Below are 19,031 nucleotides of genomic sequence, written 5' to 3'. Positions count from 1 at the left end.
GATGCTCGGCGGGGTGTGATGGCACGAATCGAATGAAGCAAAGGTAACTATCATTCGGAATGATATAAGACCCGAACGAGCCCTCTAGCATGCACCTTTCGTTAGGTGGCTATCAATCTCTCTCAGGGCAATTCTGTGTTGCCCGCTGTGCAAAAGTCAGGAGCGAGGCTGCGTGGCGGGGATTATGCGGCGATTAAAAATGCCGAACCCGCCATGGCGGCGGGTTCGGCGACACGGTCAGAGTTTAGGCAACTGGCCGATGCGGCCGATCATTTCGGTCACGATCTGCAGATCCAGCTGGAATTGCTCCACAGTCTTGAATTCGCCATCGGTGTGACCGGTGTACTTCACGTTCGGCATGGCCAGACCGAATTGCACGCCGTTCGGCAATTCGTGCACCGAAGTGGCGCCGGCGGAGGTGCCGAACTCGTGTTCCATGCCGAGGTTTTCAGTCGAGACCGCCAACAGCGCCTTGACCCACTCACCCTCAGGATTGCGGTACATCGGCTCGGCGATCGAGTAATCGAAGGCAACGGCTACATGGCTTTTCTTGCTCCATGCAGCCAGTTTCTCAGCGATTTCAGCCTTGAGTTTCTCCGGTGACTTACCCTTCGGTACGCGCAGGTTGACCGCGAGTTTGAAGGCTTTTTCGTCCATGCCGACGTAGGTCAGCGACGTGGTCAGCGGCCCCATGAAGGAATCCGAGAAACCGACCCCCAGCTTGTTACCGAGGTAATCCAGACCCCAGTTGTCGGCGGCGTAACGCGCGGCATCGGTGATGTGGTTGTGCTTGAACGCGACTTTGCCATCAAGGCTATTGATAAAGACCAGCATCCGCGCGACCGGGTTGACCCCGGATTCCGGCTCGGAGGAGTGCGCGGACACACCGGTCACGGTCAGTTTGACGTCTTTGCCGTCAACCTTGGCGTTCACTTGGAAATCGCCACCATTGCGCTTGGCAAACTCGTCACCGGCCTTTTGCAGGCTGGCAGCCAGTTCGGCAGGTTTATCGGTGACCAGCGTAGCGACCGACGCCGACGGAATCTGGTTGGTGGCCAGGCCACCGGTCATCGAGATGATTTCCGCACCTTTGCCTTCACCTTTGCGCTTGGCAAAGTTGGCCATGACGGTGCCGTAGCCTTTCTCGGCAATCACCACCGGGTAGCCGCCATCCAGCGCGAGGTTGTAGTTCGGCGTCGGGTTACGTTCGAAGTAGTACGGAATCGCGTCGCCGGTGGTTTCTTCGGTGGTGTCGACCAACAGCTTGAAGTTGCGCACCAGCGGCAGCTTTTCTTCCTTGATGACTTTCATGGCATACAGCGTGACCACGATGCCGTTCTTGTCATCCTCGGTGCCGCGACCATACATGCGATCGCCGATCAGGGTGATCTTGAACGGGTCGAGGCGGGTGCCATCCTTGAGCACCCAGTTTTCCGGCGTCACCGGAACCACGTCGGCGTGCGCATTAATGCCAACCACTTCATCGCCGCTACCGTCGAGGGAAATCTCGTAGACGCGGTTGTCGATGTTACGGAATTTCAGATTGAACGACTCGGCCAGGCTCTGAATCTTCGCCGCGATCTTGGTGAATTCCGGGTTGTCGTGCTGTTCGACGCCGTCTTTGCGATAGGTCGGGATCTCCACCAGTTCGCGCAGGGTTTCGGTGGCGGCGGCGCTGTATTTCACGCGGGTGTAGATGCCCAGCAGACGATAGATTTCGTTCTGCTGCTCGGCCGTCAGGCTCTTGTTATCGAGATAAGCGCCAATGGCCGAGCCGATGTCGGCGGTTTTCGCCAGATCGCTCTTGCCCAGGCTGCCAAGGAACTGGCGGAAGTCTGTGGCTTTGGCTGCGCTGTAAGTCTTGAGAATTTCAGCGCTCTGCTGCGGGGTGATGTTGGCTTGCGCCGGCGCCGTGAACGCGGCGAGGCCGGCCAGCATCAATGTAGTGGCAGCCAGTTTTTTGAAAGGGACATTCATTACGAAGGGCATTCCTTTGCAGGGCAGTGAGTTAGGCGTGTCTCAACACTGAGACACATACACTTACAAACTAACACCGTGCCAGAGCCTTGCGGGAGTCCTGAAAGGGGATGTGTCGCACAAAAATGCAAAAGAGGCGCACGAATGAAAAACTATTTCGAGGTGATCTATCCGTGCCAGTACGAGTGATGGCACCATGCAATCAATTCAAAGGATGGGATGGCAATACGTGGCATCTAACTATTTTACCCGCGACCAGTTCGACTGTTTGAGTGCATGGCACGAGAAGGTCTTTGACAAGACCGACGATTCACATAAGCAAGCGTACCGTCAATTGTATGAGGCTTATGGAATTACCAGGCAGTGGGCGTATGCACTGCAACGGCGTGTATTCCCGAACAGCATTGACCCGCAAGTGTTTCGCCGGCCCATAAGTCAGTGGCAGAAGAAGTTTTTGGGCTACAACTGGGCACAAATCTATCCTCGTGCGGACGCTCCTCAAGGCTTGGCTTATACCGTCGGTATCGATGCCACTTGGGGCTTTGTCGTCAAACTTGATCTGGTCGATAAAAAGATCACAGATTCCACATTGCGTGGGCGCTATGAAAAGTTGCGCGGGCCTTATCAGGCTTCACCTATTGTTGCGACCTTGCCGGCCGAACAGGGCTTGGCGCTCGGCTTCCAGGGACTTGTCGACTGGAGTGCCGCGGCCATTACAAAATTTGAAATTGGATACGACGACATGACTGAACAGCTTGGCTTGAACACTGACGCCGATGGTGCGGCACTATTGTCACACTTTCGGGTAAGCAAGGACTTCAGAGAGCGGCAGCCGAACTGGGGTCACGGCACAACACATTTATTTGCCCGATTAGCCATTGCGATTCACGAACTGGGTTTTGATTGGTGGTCTACAAAGGCCACTAATTCACAACTGGTATTCGGTGGAAAGGAAAAAAGCGCGGAAAGAGGCTCATCGGCGGGGGTGTTGTTTGTGCGAAAGGACCGTGTGCAGGTCCTATGGGTAACATTCGCGGGCTTGAACCCGATTCCGCAATACTTGGATCTGAGTGAAGAGATCGTTGCGTCAGTCGAAGCGGCGAATGCCCAAAAAAACGCTTTGGGACCCAAGCGTGGTCAACGCTCCCTCCGAACCGGTTACTGGCCTGACGACTACAGCGGTGAAGAGGAGGCAGGCATGGAAGGCGAACAGCCAACTAGCGTGAAGTTGCCAACAGGTGTTATCGGCCCACGCAATCAAATCTATTTTGGCCCTCCAGGCACCGGCAAGACGCGTATGTTGCAGGAGCTGCTGCGAAGTGACTACGCGTCAAATGACGAGGTGAAACGCTACGAATTTGTAACCTTTCACCAATCCTATGGATACGAAGAGTTCGTCGAAGGTCTGCGTCCGGTGCTGGTCGATCCTGAAAACCTGGCTTCTGAAAAGCCACAAGCAGAATCTTCAAGAGATGTCCGTTACGAGATCAAGAAGGGCGCCTTCCTGAGGCTCTGCGAAGAAGCAGAAAAGCATCCGGATCAGCAATACGCGATGGTTATTGATGAAATCAATCGCGGCAACATCAGCAAGATTTTCGGCGAGTTGATCACGTTGATTGAAGGCGACAAGCGCAAGGGCGGCAAATATGAGGTGACGCTGACGCTGCCCTACTCAGGAAAGCCCTTCAGCGTTCCCTCAAATGTCAATGTTATCGGGACGATGAATACAGCCGACCGCTCATTGGCATCGGTGGATACAGCGCTGCGCCGTCGCTTTGAGTTCTTCGAGTTAATGCCTGATCCAGATGTATTGAAAGCAATCGTGGTGTCCAGAGGGCAGTATGAAATCCGCCTTGATCGATTACTGACGGCCATCAATAGACGCATTGAGGCATTGTATGACCGCGAGCACACCATTGGGCATGCGTATTTCACTCCTCTGGAAAACGTTGCAGACGAGCAGCGTTTTCAGGCGCTCGCTGCCATTTTCCGTACCCGTATCATTCCGCTGCTGGAAGAGTACTTTTTCGAGGATTGGCAGAAAATCCGATTGGTATTGGGCGATAACCAAAAAAAGCTAACCGCGCTTCAATTTGTCCAGGAGGAGGGTAACGACGGTGATTTGCAAGGACTGTTCGGCTCCAGTCAGGATCTGGATGAGTACTCGTTGCGACCTCGCTACCGCTTGAATAAGGATGCATTTGATGATCCTCAAGCCTATGTCGACACTTACGCGACGCTCCCTGAATGACGCCTATGCAGATTTTCGAGTTCGACACGGTAGTCGATTCGGCTGACGGTCTTGATGGTCAGTCCGTCCCCCCGCTTGTATTCAAGTGGCTGGAAGAGCAATGCCTGACACCCGATGAACGCGCACCGGTCTGGTTGAAACTGACCAGTCGAAAGGGCCGGCGCGCCATTCAGTTCACCCACTACGTGGGAGTGCTGCGTGCGCCTTGTGGATTCCAGATCGAGATTCTGCCCAAGATCGGCCGACATTCGTCCAGGGACCAGGCACGCAAAAAATTGATCGAGATGCTCATCTGCCTGCGAGGCTTTCGTCATATCAAAACATCGAATGCCGATCTTCAAACGGAGCACATGCCGTTGCTGGAAGTGTTTCTGCGACAGTTTCTTGAAGCCGCAGGACAGGTCGTAAAACGGGGAGTGCGCAGCGACTACAGTGCTCGGCAGGCGAATCTTTCCAGTCTGCGCGGCAAACTGTTGATGGCGCCTCACCTGTCGCAGAATCTGGTACGCCGTGACCGGTTCTTTTCTGAGTACGACGAGTACATCCAGGATCGTGCGGAAAACAGGCTTATCCATACCGCCCTGCGCAAAACGCTGGGTATGTGCAAAGCGCCCGGCAATCAGCGCCTGGCGCGAGAGTTGTGTTTTGTTTTTGCCGATGTGCCGACATGTACCGATATCGTCCTGGATTTCAAACGCGTCCGGCTTGATCGGGGCATGGCTTATTATGAACCCGCGCTCGAGTGGGCACGGTTGATCTTGCAGGGCGACAGTCCGGTGACGGGTGCAGGCAAGCACCACGCACCTTCGTTGTTGTTTCCCATGGAAGCGGTGTTCGAAGCCTATGTGGCGAAGCACTTGAGGGCTCAGGTCCAGCAGGGCTCCACTCTGCGGTCCCAGACCAGCAAGCACCATCTTGTGAGCCACCAGCAACAGGACTGGTTTCGTCTCAAACCTGATCTGCTGATCGAGAAGGGTAGGCAAACTTGCGTGGTCCTCGATACGAAATGGAAACTACTGGACAGTGTGAAAGGCAACAGTCGTGAGAAATATCTGCTCAGCCAGGCCGATTTTTACCAACTGCACGCCTATGCACATCTCTATCTCAAAGACTCAGGGAACGTCGTCTTGATCTACCCGTTGACAGATTCCTTTACCAAACCTTTGCCGGTGTTCGATTTCAACAGTTCGGAAGGATTGAAACTGTGGGTTGTTCCTTTTTGTTTTGAAAGCTGCAGATTGCTGCTGCCCGAGGAATCTTCCCTCGATGAATACCTCTTTTACGAACAGCAACACTCGTGAAGTGGCGAATGTCTATGCGACACAGGTGAACTTGACAGGCGTGATGGCAAAATGCAATTTGTGGGGCTGAATTGGATCCAGCAGAAAGATAACAGGGAATGATATGAGTAAAGCGCAAGATTTCTCCAGGCTTTATGCACGCGTAGCCAGCGACATTGCCACGGCGCTGGAGGATGTCTCCAGGCTTGATGTGAGTAATGACAAGGGCAATGCTCACCTTGCCAGCGTCAAGGAAAAACTCGGCGAAATGAAATCGCGTTTTGACGGCGAGATTTCTTATCTGGAAAAGCACGCCGAGTGGGACAACTTCACCATTGCTTTCTTCGGCGAAACCAACGCCGGCAAGAGCACCATCATCGAGAGCTTGCGGGTACTCTTCGAAGAGAAGAAGCGCCAGGCCCTTATTCAGCGTAATCAGGCGACTGCCGCCGACATCCAGACCGTGTTTTCGCATAAAAGCGATGAGCTTATCGAGGAACTCAGCACTCGTTATGTGAGCTTCTGCGAGGACGTTGCTGCGCTTGGTGACGACATCGGCGCGCTGGTCAACCAGACCCAGCGTGATTTGCAGAGTACTCGCCAGCAGCTCGAACACACCCAGCAGGATTACGCCTACTGCAAAGAGCGCCTGAGTCTTGCGGTAAGTGATCTCGATAGCAGTCGCCAGGCATTACAGGACACCGAAGCACGACTGACCGATAGCAAGAGAGACCTCGCCAAGACCCAGGGCGAACTCCATGAGGCTGGTCTGCAGCTACAGGGCGTGCGGAGTGATTTGCAACGTTTCGAGCAACAGCTGACGGAGAAGGACGGTCAGTTACAAGCCTCCCAGGCGCAATTGAGCGAATGTCAGCGCCAAAGCGATGCCGCACGCATTGCGCTAGAGCAGCGGGCAAAAATGAAACTGGTATTCGGACTGGTAGGGGGCGTGGTGATCGGTGTCATCGCAGGTGCCCTGGGGTACGCGCAGTGGCTGTGAGCCCAGACATCGATGGCTCTGCACTTACCTTCCTTTCGTAGAATCCGGACGCACCTATGCACGAACAACACTCCTTGAGCGAGCTGGTCAGCGACAGACTGCCAACGCTTCTCAAACAACAAAAAGAACTCGAGCGTCTGCAGCGTTGCGCAGGCCAGGTCGACGGCGAGATCGTCGGCACCGGCCAGGCAGACTTTACCCAGGACAACGTGATCTACCAGTTCACCCACCAGGGCAAGAATTTTCACCTGATCGACGTACCCGGTATCGAGGGTAACGAGTCAAAGTACGAAAGCATGGTTCAGGCGGCCATCGCCAAAGCCCACTTGGTGTTTTATGTAAACGGCACCAACAAGAAACCAGAGGCTGAGACAGCTCGGAAGATCAAGCATTACCTCAACCGTGATGCCAAGGTGTATGCCATCTGCAACCTGCGCGGCAAGGCGGACTCTTACGAGTTTGACAGTGATCGCGAATCTCTTGAGCGTACGCATAAAGATGCCGTCGCGACCCGCGAACAGACCCGTGAAGTGCTGGAAGACATATTGGGTGCGGAGCTGGTCAGCGGCTGCCAAAGCCTGCAAGGGCTCCTCGGTTTTACGGGGGTTGCATTCGACGAACGTGGCCTGACCAGTATTCATCCTGATCGCACCGACCTGCTCAAGTCGCAGCGTGCCTACAAACAAGACTTCGTTAGCCAACAGGCGATGCGCAGCTTCAGTCAGTTGGATCAGTTGCACCAGGTCATCGGCAATGGCTGCGCCAATTTTGAGGTCGACATCGTCGAAAGCAACAAGCGCAAAGTACTGCGCCTGCTGCAAGACACCATTGCGGATCTGCAAAGACAACGAGACGAGCATCAGGCGGTCTGCGCCAGGATCGGCTTGGAAGTTCTGGAGTGCCAGGAGGTCATTCGCAAGAGCTTTCAGGAGCAGGCGAGCAGTTTCACCTCCAAGCGCAACAGCGCATTGGACCGTTTTTTCAATGATCTGACGTCGGCGGCTCGCGAGGCTGTCGAAGTGCACTTCAGTGACAAGGACGATGTCGAACGTGTCATTCAGCGACACGTCAGTGACGGACAGGCGAAACTGTCCGAAAGGCTGGAGGAGATCCAAGAACAGTTGCTTGAAGACCTGTCTCAGACTATTGAGCGAGCAGTCAAACGCCTGCACGAAAACGCTGAGCGGGTGAGCTTTCAGCAGCGTTTAAGCGACGCGGCGAACAGTTCAATTTCACTGTCCAGCGCCATGGACTCCATCAGTTTCAACTTCTCCGACATGGGCAGCTTCCTGCTAAGTGTCGGCGGCTATGCCCTGAGTGGATTTGGCATCGGTACGGTGTTTCCCGGGATAGGCAATATCGTCGGCGCGATCGTGGGTGGCCTTTTCGGTCTGTTTGCTGCGGGGCTGAGTTACCTGTTCGGTGGTCGCGGCAAAAAGATTGCCGAGGCGCAAGAGCAAGTCGCCAAAGCTATCAAAGCCGAGCGTGAGAACGTCACGAAGACCTTCAAGCGTGATACCGAAGAGATGCTGGCGAAAATCAAGGACAAAATCGAAGGCTCGGTATTGAGCCAACTAACGGACGAACGACGCAAAATGGCCGACGTGACCCGTTTGTTCGATGAAAAGATTGCTTCAATTCAAGCGCTGAAAGACGAAGTGGGAGATAGACCCTATGGAACAATTTAAACAGTTCAACGCCAGCAAGAGTGAGGTGATCAAGTCGCTCGACAACCTCCAGAAACTGGTGGGCGCGCTTGAAGCGCTTGGGCTGGACGTCTCTCAGGACATCGAAAAAATCAAGAAGGCGATTGGCGACGTGCAGTCCGATGCCTTGCGTATTGCTTTGCTCGGCGCGTTTTCCGACGGCAAGACCAGCGTCGTTGCCGGCTGGCTGGGTCAGGTCATGAAAGACATGAAGATCGACACCAATGAGTCCTCGGACGCATTGGCGATCTATCGCCCTGACAACCTTCAGGACCGTTGTGAGATTGTCGACACCCCCGGCCTGTTCGGTGACAAGGAAAAGGCAGCCGAAAATGGCGCTCTGGTGCAATACGGCGATATCACCAAGAACTACATTTCCGAAGCGCACCTGATCTTCTACGTGGTCGATGCCACCAACCCGCTCAAGGAAAGCCACCAGGACATCGTCCGTTGGGTTCTGCGCGATCTCAACAAATTGAGCTCGACCATCTTCGTCATCAATAAAATGGATGAAGTAGCCGATCTGCGCGATGCCGAAGAATTCGAGCAGCAAAGCACAATCAAAAAGAACAACCTACTGGATAAATTGCAGCGTTTTGTCGACCTCTCTGCGGCCGAGCGTGAAGCGATCAACGTGGTTTGCGTCGCCTCCAACCCAAATAGCCGCGGTCTTGAGTTCTGGCTGGAGCAAAAAGACCTGTATGACCAGCGTTCGCGGATCAGCGAACTCAAACAGGTTACGCAACAGGTACTCGACGGCAGTGGTCGAGAAACCCTGATCAAGAAAACCGGCATCGATGTCGTGCGCGATGTGCTGGGCAAGAAAATCGCCCTCGCTCAAGATGAGTTGATCAAATTCAAGTTGTTGGCGGATAACCAGCGACGTGATTCGGCACGCATCCAGGAAGACATTGCCGAGGGCAAGCGTAAAGTTCTCGTGACTGTCGGCAATCTGTATGAGGAGCTGAACAACCTCGAGACCGATTTGCTTAACAGCATTCGTACGCTGCCTCGAGACCAGGTTCACGTCTTCCTTGAAACGCATATTGGCTTCTCGAACAACGATATCGGCGAAAAACTGCGCTTTCGCATCGACCACCTGTTCAGCACCGCTTTCAACCAGTCTTCAAGCATCATGAGCGGTATCAGCGCCAAGATCGAACATCAACTCGACAGCTCGTCAGACTTTGCTGACAGTATCACTGCATCGGCTTTGTCGGCCTCTAGCCGAGCGTTGACTGCAGTGTCGAAAATCCCAGTGGAAAGCATCAAGAACGGCGTGTTCCTGGCCCGTGAGACCTTGAAGAACCTCACCGGCTATGTCTACAAGTTCAAGCCATGGGAAGCGACCAAGCTGGCCGCCAACATCAGCCGTTGGGCGGGGCCACTCGGTGCAGGTATTCAGGTGTTGACCGATGTCATAAGCGTTGCCCAGCAGCAGCGTGCGGAGGCTGAACTCAAACAGCTTCAGAGCGATTTGGCTGAAGTGGTCAAAAGTCACTTTGCCGAGCCTATGAAGCTGCTCAAGGATCCCGACAAAGTGATGGATATTTTCGCCCCACAGATCAAAACGTTTGAAAAAATCCTGGTCGATCAGGAAGCAAGCCTTGACGACCTGCGCAACCGCCAGGCTCAACTGGCAGAGCTTGAGACACACTTGAATCAGGCGTTTGGTTCGCAAAGCGTCATTGAAGGCGAGTACGGGGTGGTTTGATCCGGTAGCCTGGCCAGCAACGGTTGGCCAGGCTTTATCACGATGTCAGAGCAATCCTTCGTTGTTCAAATGCAGGCGCGCGTAGAAAAGAATGGCGACTGCTGGAATCAACGCAGAGTAGCCTGGCTTGATCGCGCTTTTCAGATTGGTCACCGCGGCCTTGATGCGTTCGGTGGAGACAAGATCGCTGAGCGATGGCATTAACGATGTAGAGGCGAGCACCAATTCTTTGGTATCACTCGCCAATGTCGAATCACTCGTTCGATATGCAGGGGCAGGTGCTTGCGGGGTCGAGAAATACGAAGAAACGGTCAGGCTCGCTGCCAGGGCATCCACCTGCTCGTAGTACCCCTTCTCGGACAGGTCACGTACCCGTTGAACAATATCCTGAGTCGATGCGAGCACATGCTTTTCACCGAATGAAGAGTGGAAGCACTTACTGATCAGCAGCGCCTCCATTTCAATCACCTGTGCACAGTCGTGCAACTCACTGACCAAACCGTAATGTTCGGCCAGCATCAGCAGGATCTGAACGTACTTGAGACCTTTGCCACGCGCCAGGTTGACCAAGCAGTGGCCGCCCAGTAGTTGGAATTCCTTGGTCAGCAAATATACCGATTGCTCCGTTTCCAGTTTTGTCCAACTGCTGCTGCGCAGGTGCTTGACGACCTGGCTGCGAATTCTGTCGCTGGTCAGTTCGAGCAGGTCGTAGAGAAGGTGGTCGGTCACGACCGGATCGGGATTCTTGATGATCAATGCGGGTTGCATTGCACGGGGCAGGCCACTTTTGTACCCATGGAAGCCTGATGCCCGCATCACACGTTCCAGACTTGGCCAATAGTCTGTATGGCCAAACCCGGCCATTGGCACGTCCTCGCAATGGTCAACCTTCTGACGACCAGCACTACTTTCCCCCAGATTTAACAGCAGGACATTGTCGTCGCTCGACCAGGCATTGTAGAGCTTGCCATCAATGCGTGCGCCAATGGCTTGCGCGTCGTCCCCCGACAGCTTGCTAGCGGCAGCCATCAGAAGAACATCGCCTATTGCCAGGTTGTCATCGACAGGTTTATCCAGCAAATCGAGCATTGCACTGATGACAACGCGCCCGCCGAGAGAATGTCCGACCAGATTGACTTTCGAAACGTAGGGATGGTTTTTCAACAGATAGATTTCGAGTTCCGAGAGCAGCGTCTTGCCCATGGCGGTGGCACGGTTGCGACTGCCGTTGAAGTGGAGCGCACGATCAGCCATTGCGAGCCCTGCGCCCGCCAGAACACTCAAACGGCTAGCCGCAAGGATCCCTTTGCTCGACAAATCATCGAACTGGGCCCAATGACCTGATGGCCAGAAAGCGAAGATGTTGATGCAGTTGTGCAGAGAGGACGGTATGTGCTTGCGTAGGGCGCATCGGTCTTCCATGTCGTGGCCAGCTGAATAGCCGTGTATAAAGACATTCGCGACCTCTCCGGAACGGTGGGGAAGGGTCAGGAATTTGAACTTGTGGCTCACGCAACGTCCTTGTTGAGGCTATGGATGCGCGCAATGATGGCAGTTGGCTAGTTATTTGTAAATTCAAGCGCAGGTAGGATCCTGCGCTGGAACAATTTGCGGTTTGGTTTTTTCTTTGCTTCGATCAAAGACTATCCGGATCCCCAAAAAACATCTGAATCCGCGACCGCAACCACCGCTCACCCGGGTCATTATCCTGCGACCCACGCCACGCCATATGCAACTCAAACGTACGCGTAGGCAACGGCGGATCTTCCGCGCGAACGCCGCCAGCCGCCGTCAGCGCCTCCGCCGTGTAATCCGGCACGGTCGCCACGATGTCAGTGCCGGCCAACAACGTACTCAAACCATTGAACTGCGGCACAGCCAGTACTACATGTCGTTTGCGCCCCAGCTTCTCCAGCTCTTCATCAATAAAGCCACTGAGGTCACCGGCAAACGACACCAGTGCATGCGGACGCGCGCAGTAGTCATCCAGGCTCAGCGGCCCCGGCACGGTGTCGGCGCGCAGCAGTTTTGGTGCGCTGCGGCGCAGGACCTTGCGCTTGGCGTTGGCTGGCAGGTCTGTGGTGTAGCTGACGCCAATGGAGATCTCGCCGGAAGCCAGCAGGCCCGGCATCAATATGTAGTTGACGCGACGGATCACCAGCACGATTCCCGGCGATTCGGCGCGCAGGCGTTTGAGCAGCATGGGCAGCAGGGCGAATTCGACGTCATCCGATAAACCGATACGGAATACCGAGGTGCTGGTCGCCGGGTCGAATTCGGCCGCGCGGCTGACGGCGGTCGAAATCGAATCGAGGGCCGGCGAGAGCAGGGCGAAGATTTCCACCGCGCGGGCGGACGGTTCCATGCTGCGCCCGGTGCGCACGAATAGCGGGTCATCGAACAGGCTGCGCAGGCGCGAAAGCGCCGCACTGATCGCCGGTTGACCGAGAAACAGCTTTTCTGCCGCCCGGGTCACACTGCGTTCGTGCATCAATGTTTCGAATACGATCAACAGGTTCAGGTCGACACGACGCAGGTCATTACGATTCATCTGGAGTCCTGGCAGAGTCATCAAGCTTGACGAGAGCAGCCATATGAGAACAATGGCCGGCATGAATCTTACGGGGAAAGGCTGGTACTCTGCACCGGAAAATTCAGCTTAACTGAGACGGTGGCAGCAGTTTTTTCATGGATTTTGCCAATGCCGCCCCTGTTGCGGAATCAATGACAGGCATGTCGACTATTAATAGCCACTGATAGTCTTGGGTCAAAAGCCCAGATAGAGTTCATGGCATTAGAGGTTACTTTGACGAGGTTTGCGATGTCCCGCACGATCCGTTTTCACAAGTTTGGTCCGGCCGAGGTGCTCAAATGCGAAGAGCATGCGGCCGCTCAGCCAGGTCCTGGCGAAGTGCAGGTGCGTGTCGAGGCAATCGGCATCAGCTGGTACGACACCCTCTGGCGTCAGAATCTGGCCTCGTCTCAGGCGCGACTGCCTGCAGGTCTTGGTCACGAGATGGCCGGTGTGATCACCGCTGTCGGCGACGGTGTCGATGATCTTGCAGTGGGTGACAAGGTCGCCAGCTTTCCGGCCGAGAGTGCGAACGACTACCCGGTCTACGGCGAATCGATCGTGCTGCCGCGTACCGCGCTGACCCGTTATCCGGACGTGCTCAGCCCGATCGAAGCCAGCGTGCATTACACGCCGTTGCTGATCGCCTACTTTGCCTACGCCGATCTGGCGCGGGTCAAACCGGGGCAGTTCGCGCTGGTCACTGATGCCAGTCATTGCGCCGGTCCTTCGTTTGTCCAACTGGGCAAGGCGATGGGTGTACGGGTGATTGCCGCCACCAAAGAGGCGGAGGAGCGCGAGTACCTGCTGTCCCTTGGCGCAGAAAAGGTCATCGTTACCGAAGAGGAAGATCTGTTGATGCGAATCAACAAGATCACCGACAACCGCGGTGTCGACGTGGTGTTCGACGGTCTTGGCGGCCCGCAGATGTCGCTGCTTGGCGATGTGCTGGCGCCGCGTGGCAGCCTGGTGTTGTACGGCTTGCAGGGCGGCAACCAGACGCCGTTCCCGGCTTGCGCAGCGTTCCAGAAGAACATTCAGTTCTTCGTGCACTGCATCGGCAACTTCACCGGCAAGCCTGAACTGGGCATTACTCAGGATCACGTCGCTTTGCAGCGTGCCTTGCGTGACATCAACCAGTTGACCGCTGACCGCGTGTTGCTGCCGCTGAAGACGCGTGTATTTCCGTTCAACGAGTTCGTCGAAGCGCATCGCTACATGGACGAGTGCCCATGCCGCGAACGGGTCGCCCTGCAAGTCGAACCGGCGTAAGCCCTGTCATCAGAGTCCGTGGCCCCACGGACTCTTCTGCGTTTAGCCTCCCTCCTGAAAAAACAGAGCTTCCTGATGCTGCACCGGGAACCGTTTCAGCAACTGAACTGGTTTTTGCTCTCGATCTGTATCTTCTAATCACAATGTAAGCCCTGATAATTGAATGATTACTTTCATCTCAAGGAATGAGTCATGGCTGTGCATTCATTTTGTCCTGCGCGATATCAAACGAATAAGTCGATTGATCAAGGCAACTTTTGTTTAATTGTTGTAGGGCTATTCGGAAACCGCTTCTCTTTTTCTTGTACTCACTTGCCGTGGGACCTTGTGGGAAGTTTCCTAGGACTGCGTCCCGAAAAAAATACCCCAGTAATTACAGTGGCTTGAGGCTGTCTCTCGGCGGCGCGAGGGGTTTTGTCAGTTCAAGTGTTTCAAATAACTACAAACTTGTAAGTGTTAGCATTCGAACGTCTATTACTTATTGATGAATTGCTGCTGGCTGATATCTCAGTGCGCGCGGCATGAAACTTTCGATACCGGGTAAATACCGATGAGCACGATCCATGATCAGGCAATGAACTATGTCTACCAGCAAGTATTGCAACGTTTGCTGAGTTTCTTCTCCCGCGCAGAACGCACGGCGCTGCAGTTGCTGATCCAGCGACTGGCAGTGGCCGCTGGCGGTATGGAGAACATCGGTCATTTCAAGGTGCTGGTGAACCAGTCAGGGTCTCGCGACAGTTGTTACACGCTGGCATTGCTGCGGGCGGCGCAGCTGACCATCGCGGGTCGGTCACCGGCGACCTTCCAGTTGCGGGTGGCCAACTTGCGCTGGAACGGCAGCAGCCAGGCGTCGCTGCAAAACATGCACCGTAGCTACAGCGCATTGTTTCTGTATGACGACCCCCGTGTGGAACTGGTGATGGTCAATCACCGCGAGGTTTTACCGTTTGATCATCAGGCACCCATTGGCGAGGCCGGTCGTGAGGCCAGCCGCATCAACCTGCTGCTGATCGGGCATCGTCGCACCTGGAATGAGCCGCTGGAACTATGGGATGACGCTTATCTGGCCACCGCCGAGTTCTACGGGCAGGTGGCCCGCTGGAACAATGGCGTCGATGCCATGATCGGCAGTGAGTCCGCGCGTCGGCAAAACCACTTCCTCGACGGTCTGGGGCGTGCAGTGCAGAAAGCTGCGATTGCCGGGCCGCAGGCGGCTTCTGTCGGCTTTGAAATGCTGTTCCCGCTGCTCGACGGCTTGGGCGGTGATTATTACCGCGAGTTTTACCCCGAAGAGGAGCGGGTAAGCTGGCGGCCAGAAGGTCAGTTTGAAGCCTGTCGGCGTACCAGCTTTATCAGTATCAACGACATGATTGTCGGCAAACTCGAAGAGCGCTGGCCTTTGCTGAGTGACTTTCTGGGTTTTCAGGCTGATGACCTGACGCTTTATCAAGGCGATGATGAACACGTTGAGCCTGTGGTGGCTGCACACTTGCAAGGCTTGCAGGCGCAATTCATCGAAGGTCGGACCTATGAGGCCGGTGTCGCTGATTACCTGAAAAGCAGCCTGATCACGATGCGGCAAAAGCAGGTCCCCGAACCTGTTTGCGAGCAGTTGCTGGCGAGCTTCGGCAATCTGCAGGAACCCGAACATCTGCGTATCCAGGCAGAAAGCGCCCTGTTGGCCAATTTCGACCTGAATGAAATCCAGCTGACGTGCCTGCTGTTTGCTCCGTTCATCAACGGTGGCGCCGGGCTTGAGCGGTTTTTGCGTAATTGTCACCCTGGCATGTTGGTGGCGTTGCCGGAGCTGCACCGGGCCATGCAGGGCCTGCATGCGCCGGAGCAGGTCATGAAATGGATGACAGATGTCAGTGGTCTGCCCGTCAGGTTGATTGTGCGGCTGTACAAAATGGGCCCGATTCGTATGCCTGCCGCTAGCGACGCGGCTTCAAAAAACGAAAACGAGGACAACGCGAGCGCCGAATCGACAGTCGACCGCTCGGCAGAAGGTTGACCGTGAGCCACTTGCAGGGAGACAAACCCATGCCCACGGATGCGGGCTCGTGAAAGCGTCGAGGGAGAACGACTTCGTTTATCAGGCGGTGTATCGATATCTGACGTTGCTGATAGACGAGGCGGGGAGTAGTGCGGCGGTGCGCTTGCCCTCTCTGCGTCAACTGGCTGATCGACTCAATGTGTCGATCTCGACTGTCCAATACGCCTATTCGCTGCTGGAAAAGGAAGGTCGGGTGTATTCGATCGCCAAGTCCGGCTATTACGCGCAAGCGTTGCACGTGGTGGATGCGCCGGAAAGTGGCAGTGATTTGCTGGAAACCGTTTATGTCAACGCAAGACGGCCGGGCATGTGCGTGCTCAGCGCGGATGATCCGGCCTCATTGCAACCGCTCGACAGTCCGTTGTTAATGCTGGAACGGGAGCTGCTGCGCCAGTATCCGCGTCAGCCACAAGCGCTGGTGCAACCCTGCGGCGAGCTGGAGTTGCGTACGGTACTCGCCGCACGTTACACCTCGTCAACCGCCAACTATTGGCGTGCGGATGACGTTTATATTGGCGCAGACCTGCGCGGGGTTCTGGAAATACTGATTTCAGTGCTTGAGTTGCGTCGGGCCACCGTCATCGTGGAATCGCCCTGTGACTGGGTGATTTTGCGCTTGCTGGCCGCCGCAGAAGTACGCGTCATCGAGTTGCCTCTGCTTGCTGGCGGCGTGATTGATCCACAGCGGCTGGAGTCGCTGCTCAAGAGCGAGGCGGTGCGGCTGATTCTGTTGTCGTCGGCGTTGAGCATGCCCCGGGGAAGCCTGATACCGCTGAGCAACCAGCAGGCAATTGCACATTTGCTCGGGTGTCATGGCACCTGGGTGCTGGAAAACGATTGTTACAGCGAACTTCACGAAGGCGGGGATCCCCAGCGGTTGCGTGACTGGCTGGATCCTGACCGTTTGCTGGTGTTTTCCACGTTCGAGAAATTCATTGGCGCCGAGGCACCTTTCGGCTTTCTGCTGTCACGGCATTGGCGCAATGAGTTGCAGCGACATTTCCTGTTGCGCGCGTTTCGCTTGTCGCCGATTCGCCAGAAGGCCATTGCCAGGCTATTGGGAGGCGGCCGGCTGGATCAGCATTTGTTGGTGCTGCGGCGAATGCTCAAGGAGCGTCGTACGCAATTGATCGAGTTGTTGCGCGAGCGACTTGGCGATGCGTTGCAGATTGTCGAACCCAAGGGTGGGGCGACCGTCTGGGTGCGCTCGTTGCGTCCGGTGAATATGGGGCATGTGTTTCAGCACCTGCTCAGGCAGCAGATCATTGTTGCGCCGGGCGAGCTGTTCAGCCTGCAAGGCCTGCATGCGCAGCATGTGCGATTGAGTCCGTTGAGTCATGGCGAACATGATCTGGCCAGCGTGGTCGGGCTGCTCGGTGACGCCTTGCGCCTTGCGCCCGGTGACTAACGTTAAAAAACATCGGGAGAGTGCCGGATAGATCCCATCGCACTGCGGTCAAACTGCCAGTAAACTGCGCTCTATTCCTGAACCACTCTATTTCAGAGGTTTTGCATGACACTCAGTCCTTTTGCGGGCAAACCGGCACCGGCAGAATTGTTGGTCGATATCCCGCGACTGGTAACGGCCTACTACACGGGACAGCCCGACGCCTCGATTTCCACTCAGCGTGTCGCGTTCGGTACATCCGGACACCGGGGCAGCTCGTTCGACTTGAGTTTCAACGAGTGGCACGTTCTGGCCATCAGCCAAGCGATCTGTCTGTACCGCGAAGCCCAAGGGATCACCGGACCGCTGTTTGTCGGCATCGACACCCACGCACTGTCGACACCGGCCGGGGCCAGCGCGCTGGAAGTACTGGCGGCCAACGGTGTGACCGTGATGATCGCCGAAGGTGATGAATACACGCCGACTCCCGCTATTTCCCACGCCATTCTCTGTTACAACCGTGGCCGCACTTCGGGCCTGGCGGACGGCATCGTCATCACGCCGTCGCACAACCCGCCACAAAGCGGTGGTTACAAGTACAACCCAACCAACGGCGGGCCGGCCGACACCCACATCACCAAATGGATCGAAGCCAAGGCCAATGAACTGCTGGCCGCCAAACTCGCCGGTGTGAAGCGCATCAGCTACGAGCAGGCGCTGAAAGCCAGCACGACCCATCGTCACGACTATGTGAACACCTACGTTGCCGACCTGATCAACGTGATCGATTTCGACGCTATTCGTGACGCCAAGCTGCGTCTGGGCGTTGATCCGCTGGGCGGAGCAGGGGTGCGCTACTGGTCGGCGATTGCCGAGCATTACCGCCTCGATCTGCAAGTGGTCAACAAGGAAGTCGACGCGACCTTCCGTTTCATGACCGTCGATTGGGATGGCCAGATTCGCATGGATCCGTCGTCGAGCCACGCGATGCAGGGCCTGATCGGCCTGAAAGAGCGCTTCGACGTGGCTTTTGCCTGTGATCCCGATCACGATCGCCACGGCATCGTGACACCGTCCGGTGGTTTGCTCGCGCCGAACAACTATCTCGCCGTTTCGATTGATTACCTGTTCCAGAACCGTCCGCAATGGCGCGCGGACGCTGGCGTGGGTAAAACCGTGGTCAGCAGCGGCTTGATCGATCGCGTGGCCAAGCGCCTGGGCCGTCGTCTGTACGAAGTTCCGGTCGGTTTCAAATGGTTCGCCGATGGCCTGTTCGATGGCTCGCTCGGTTTCGGTGGCGAAGAGAGTGCGGGGGCATCGTTCCTGCGCAAGGACGGTGGCGTGTGGAGCACGGATAAGGACGGTTTGATCCCGGCCTTGCTCGCCGCCGAAATGACCGCGCGCACCGGTCGCGATCCGAGCCAGGCCTACAAGGCATTGACCGATGAGCTGGGCGAACCGTTTTCGGTGCGCGTCGATGCCAAGGCCAATCCGGAGCAGAAAGCACTGCTTAGCAAGCTGTCACCTGCGCAAGTGACTTCGACCGAACTGGCCGGCGAGAAAATCCAGAGCATTCTCAGCCATGCACCGGGCAACGATCAGGCGATCGGCGGTCTGAAAGTGATGACGGAAAACGGCTGGTTCGCCGCGCGTCCGTCGGGCACTGAAGACATCTACAAGATCTACGCTGAAAGCTTCATCAGCGACGACCACCTGAAGCAATTGGTCGTCGAAGCACAAACGCTGGTAGATGGTGCCATCTCCGGCTGATGATGTTGGCAAGCGCATGAAAAAAGGGGCAACCGTGATGGTT

Annotated in this window: 12 protein-coding genes; 9 read left to right on the top strand and 3 right to left on the bottom strand. The window is 55.7% G+C overall.

The features are described 5' to 3' along the window. Positions 1-237: 237 nt before the first annotated feature. Positions 238-1,977, bottom strand: a complete 1,740-nt coding sequence (locus tag M5G26_RS06840) for a dipeptidase (RefSeq protein ID WP_273914808.1) — start codon at positions 1,975-1,977, stop codon at positions 238-240. A 196-nt stretch (positions 1,978-2,173) separates the two neighbouring features. On the opposite strand from M5G26_RS06840, the gene M5G26_RS06835 reads away from it, so the two are divergent. From M5G26_RS06835 to M5G26_RS06815, 5 genes are all read left to right on the top strand, one after another. After that, the gene (locus M5G26_RS06835; RefSeq protein WP_273914807.1) at positions 2,174-4,228 is read left to right on the top strand and encodes an McrB family protein; all 2,055 of its coding nucleotides are present in this window, start codon (positions 2,174-2,176) and stop codon (positions 4,226-4,228) included. Between the two features lie 5 nt (positions 4,229-4,233). Next, positions 4,234-5,529 (top strand): McrC family protein, encoded by a 1,296-nt coding sequence (locus M5G26_RS06830; protein ID WP_273914806.1) that lies wholly within the window; start codon positions 4,234-4,236, stop codon positions 5,527-5,529. Positions 5,530-5,632: 103 nt separating this feature from the next. Beyond that, positions 5,633-6,508 carry a hypothetical protein gene (locus M5G26_RS06825; protein WP_273914805.1) on the top strand — a complete coding sequence of 292 codons (876 nt, stop codon included), beginning with the start codon at positions 5,633-5,635 and terminating at the stop codon, positions 6,506-6,508. Between the two features lie 56 nt (positions 6,509-6,564). Then, positions 6,565-8,196 carry a GTPase gene (locus M5G26_RS06820; RefSeq protein WP_273914804.1) on the top strand — a complete coding sequence of 544 codons (1,632 nt, stop codon included), beginning with the start codon at positions 6,565-6,567 and terminating at the stop codon, positions 8,194-8,196. Beyond that, positions 8,183-9,928: a LeoA/HP0731 family dynamin-like GTPase gene (locus M5G26_RS06815; RefSeq protein ID WP_273914803.1), complete on the top strand. Its 1,746-nt coding sequence runs from the start codon at positions 8,183-8,185 to the stop codon at positions 9,926-9,928. Before M5G26_RS06820 ends, M5G26_RS06815 begins: the two co-directional genes overlap by 14 nt. 45 nt (positions 9,929-9,973) lie before the next feature. Here the strand turns inward: M5G26_RS06815 and M5G26_RS06810 are convergent, their stop codons facing one another. Both M5G26_RS06810 and M5G26_RS06805 read right to left on the bottom strand, forming a co-directional pair. Further along, positions 9,974-11,440, bottom strand: coding sequence for a DUF726 domain-containing protein (locus M5G26_RS06810; protein ID WP_273914802.1), 1,467 nt, complete (start codon positions 11,438-11,440; stop codon positions 9,974-9,976). A 124-nt stretch (positions 11,441-11,564) separates the two neighbouring features. Continuing rightward, entirely contained in the window at positions 11,565-12,479 is a 915-nt protein-coding gene (locus M5G26_RS06805) for a LysR family transcriptional regulator (RefSeq protein ID WP_007914920.1), read from the bottom strand. Between the two features lie 270 nt (positions 12,480-12,749). Here M5G26_RS06805 and M5G26_RS06800 point away from each other — a divergent pair, with 270 nt between their 5' ends. The 4 genes from M5G26_RS06800 (at position 12,750) to pgm (ending at position 18,988) form a co-directional block, all read left to right on the top strand. Beyond that, on the top strand, positions 12,750-13,772 hold the full coding sequence (locus M5G26_RS06800) for a zinc-dependent alcohol dehydrogenase family protein (protein WP_016983050.1): 1,023 nt from the start codon (positions 12,750-12,752) through the stop codon (positions 13,770-13,772). A gap of 550 nt (positions 13,773-14,322) precedes the next feature. Next, complete coding sequence (locus tag M5G26_RS06795) at positions 14,323-15,789, top strand: hypothetical protein (protein WP_273914801.1); 1,467 nt, start codon at positions 14,323-14,325, stop codon at positions 15,787-15,789. 49 nt (positions 15,790-15,838) lie between these two features. Continuing rightward, positions 15,839-17,239 (top strand): aminotransferase-like domain-containing protein, encoded by a 1,401-nt coding sequence (locus M5G26_RS06790; protein WP_150692385.1) that lies wholly within the window; start codon positions 15,839-15,841, stop codon positions 17,237-17,239. A gap of 105 nt (positions 17,240-17,344) precedes the next feature. Next, a complete protein-coding gene (pgm, locus tag M5G26_RS06785; protein WP_007914911.1) occupies positions 17,345-18,988 on the top strand; it encodes a phosphoglucomutase (alpha-D-glucose-1,6-bisphosphate-dependent) in 1,644 nt (547 codons plus the stop codon). Positions 18,989-19,031 lie beyond the last annotated feature (43 nt).

It is taken from the genome of Pseudomonas sp. TNT2022 ID642 (genome assembly GCF_028656995.1).
Taxonomy (GTDB): domain Bacteria; phylum Pseudomonadota; class Gammaproteobacteria; order Pseudomonadales; family Pseudomonadaceae; genus Aquipseudomonas.
Note: the sequence above shows the minus strand (reverse complement) of the source record. Positions and strands in the feature narration are given on the sequence as shown.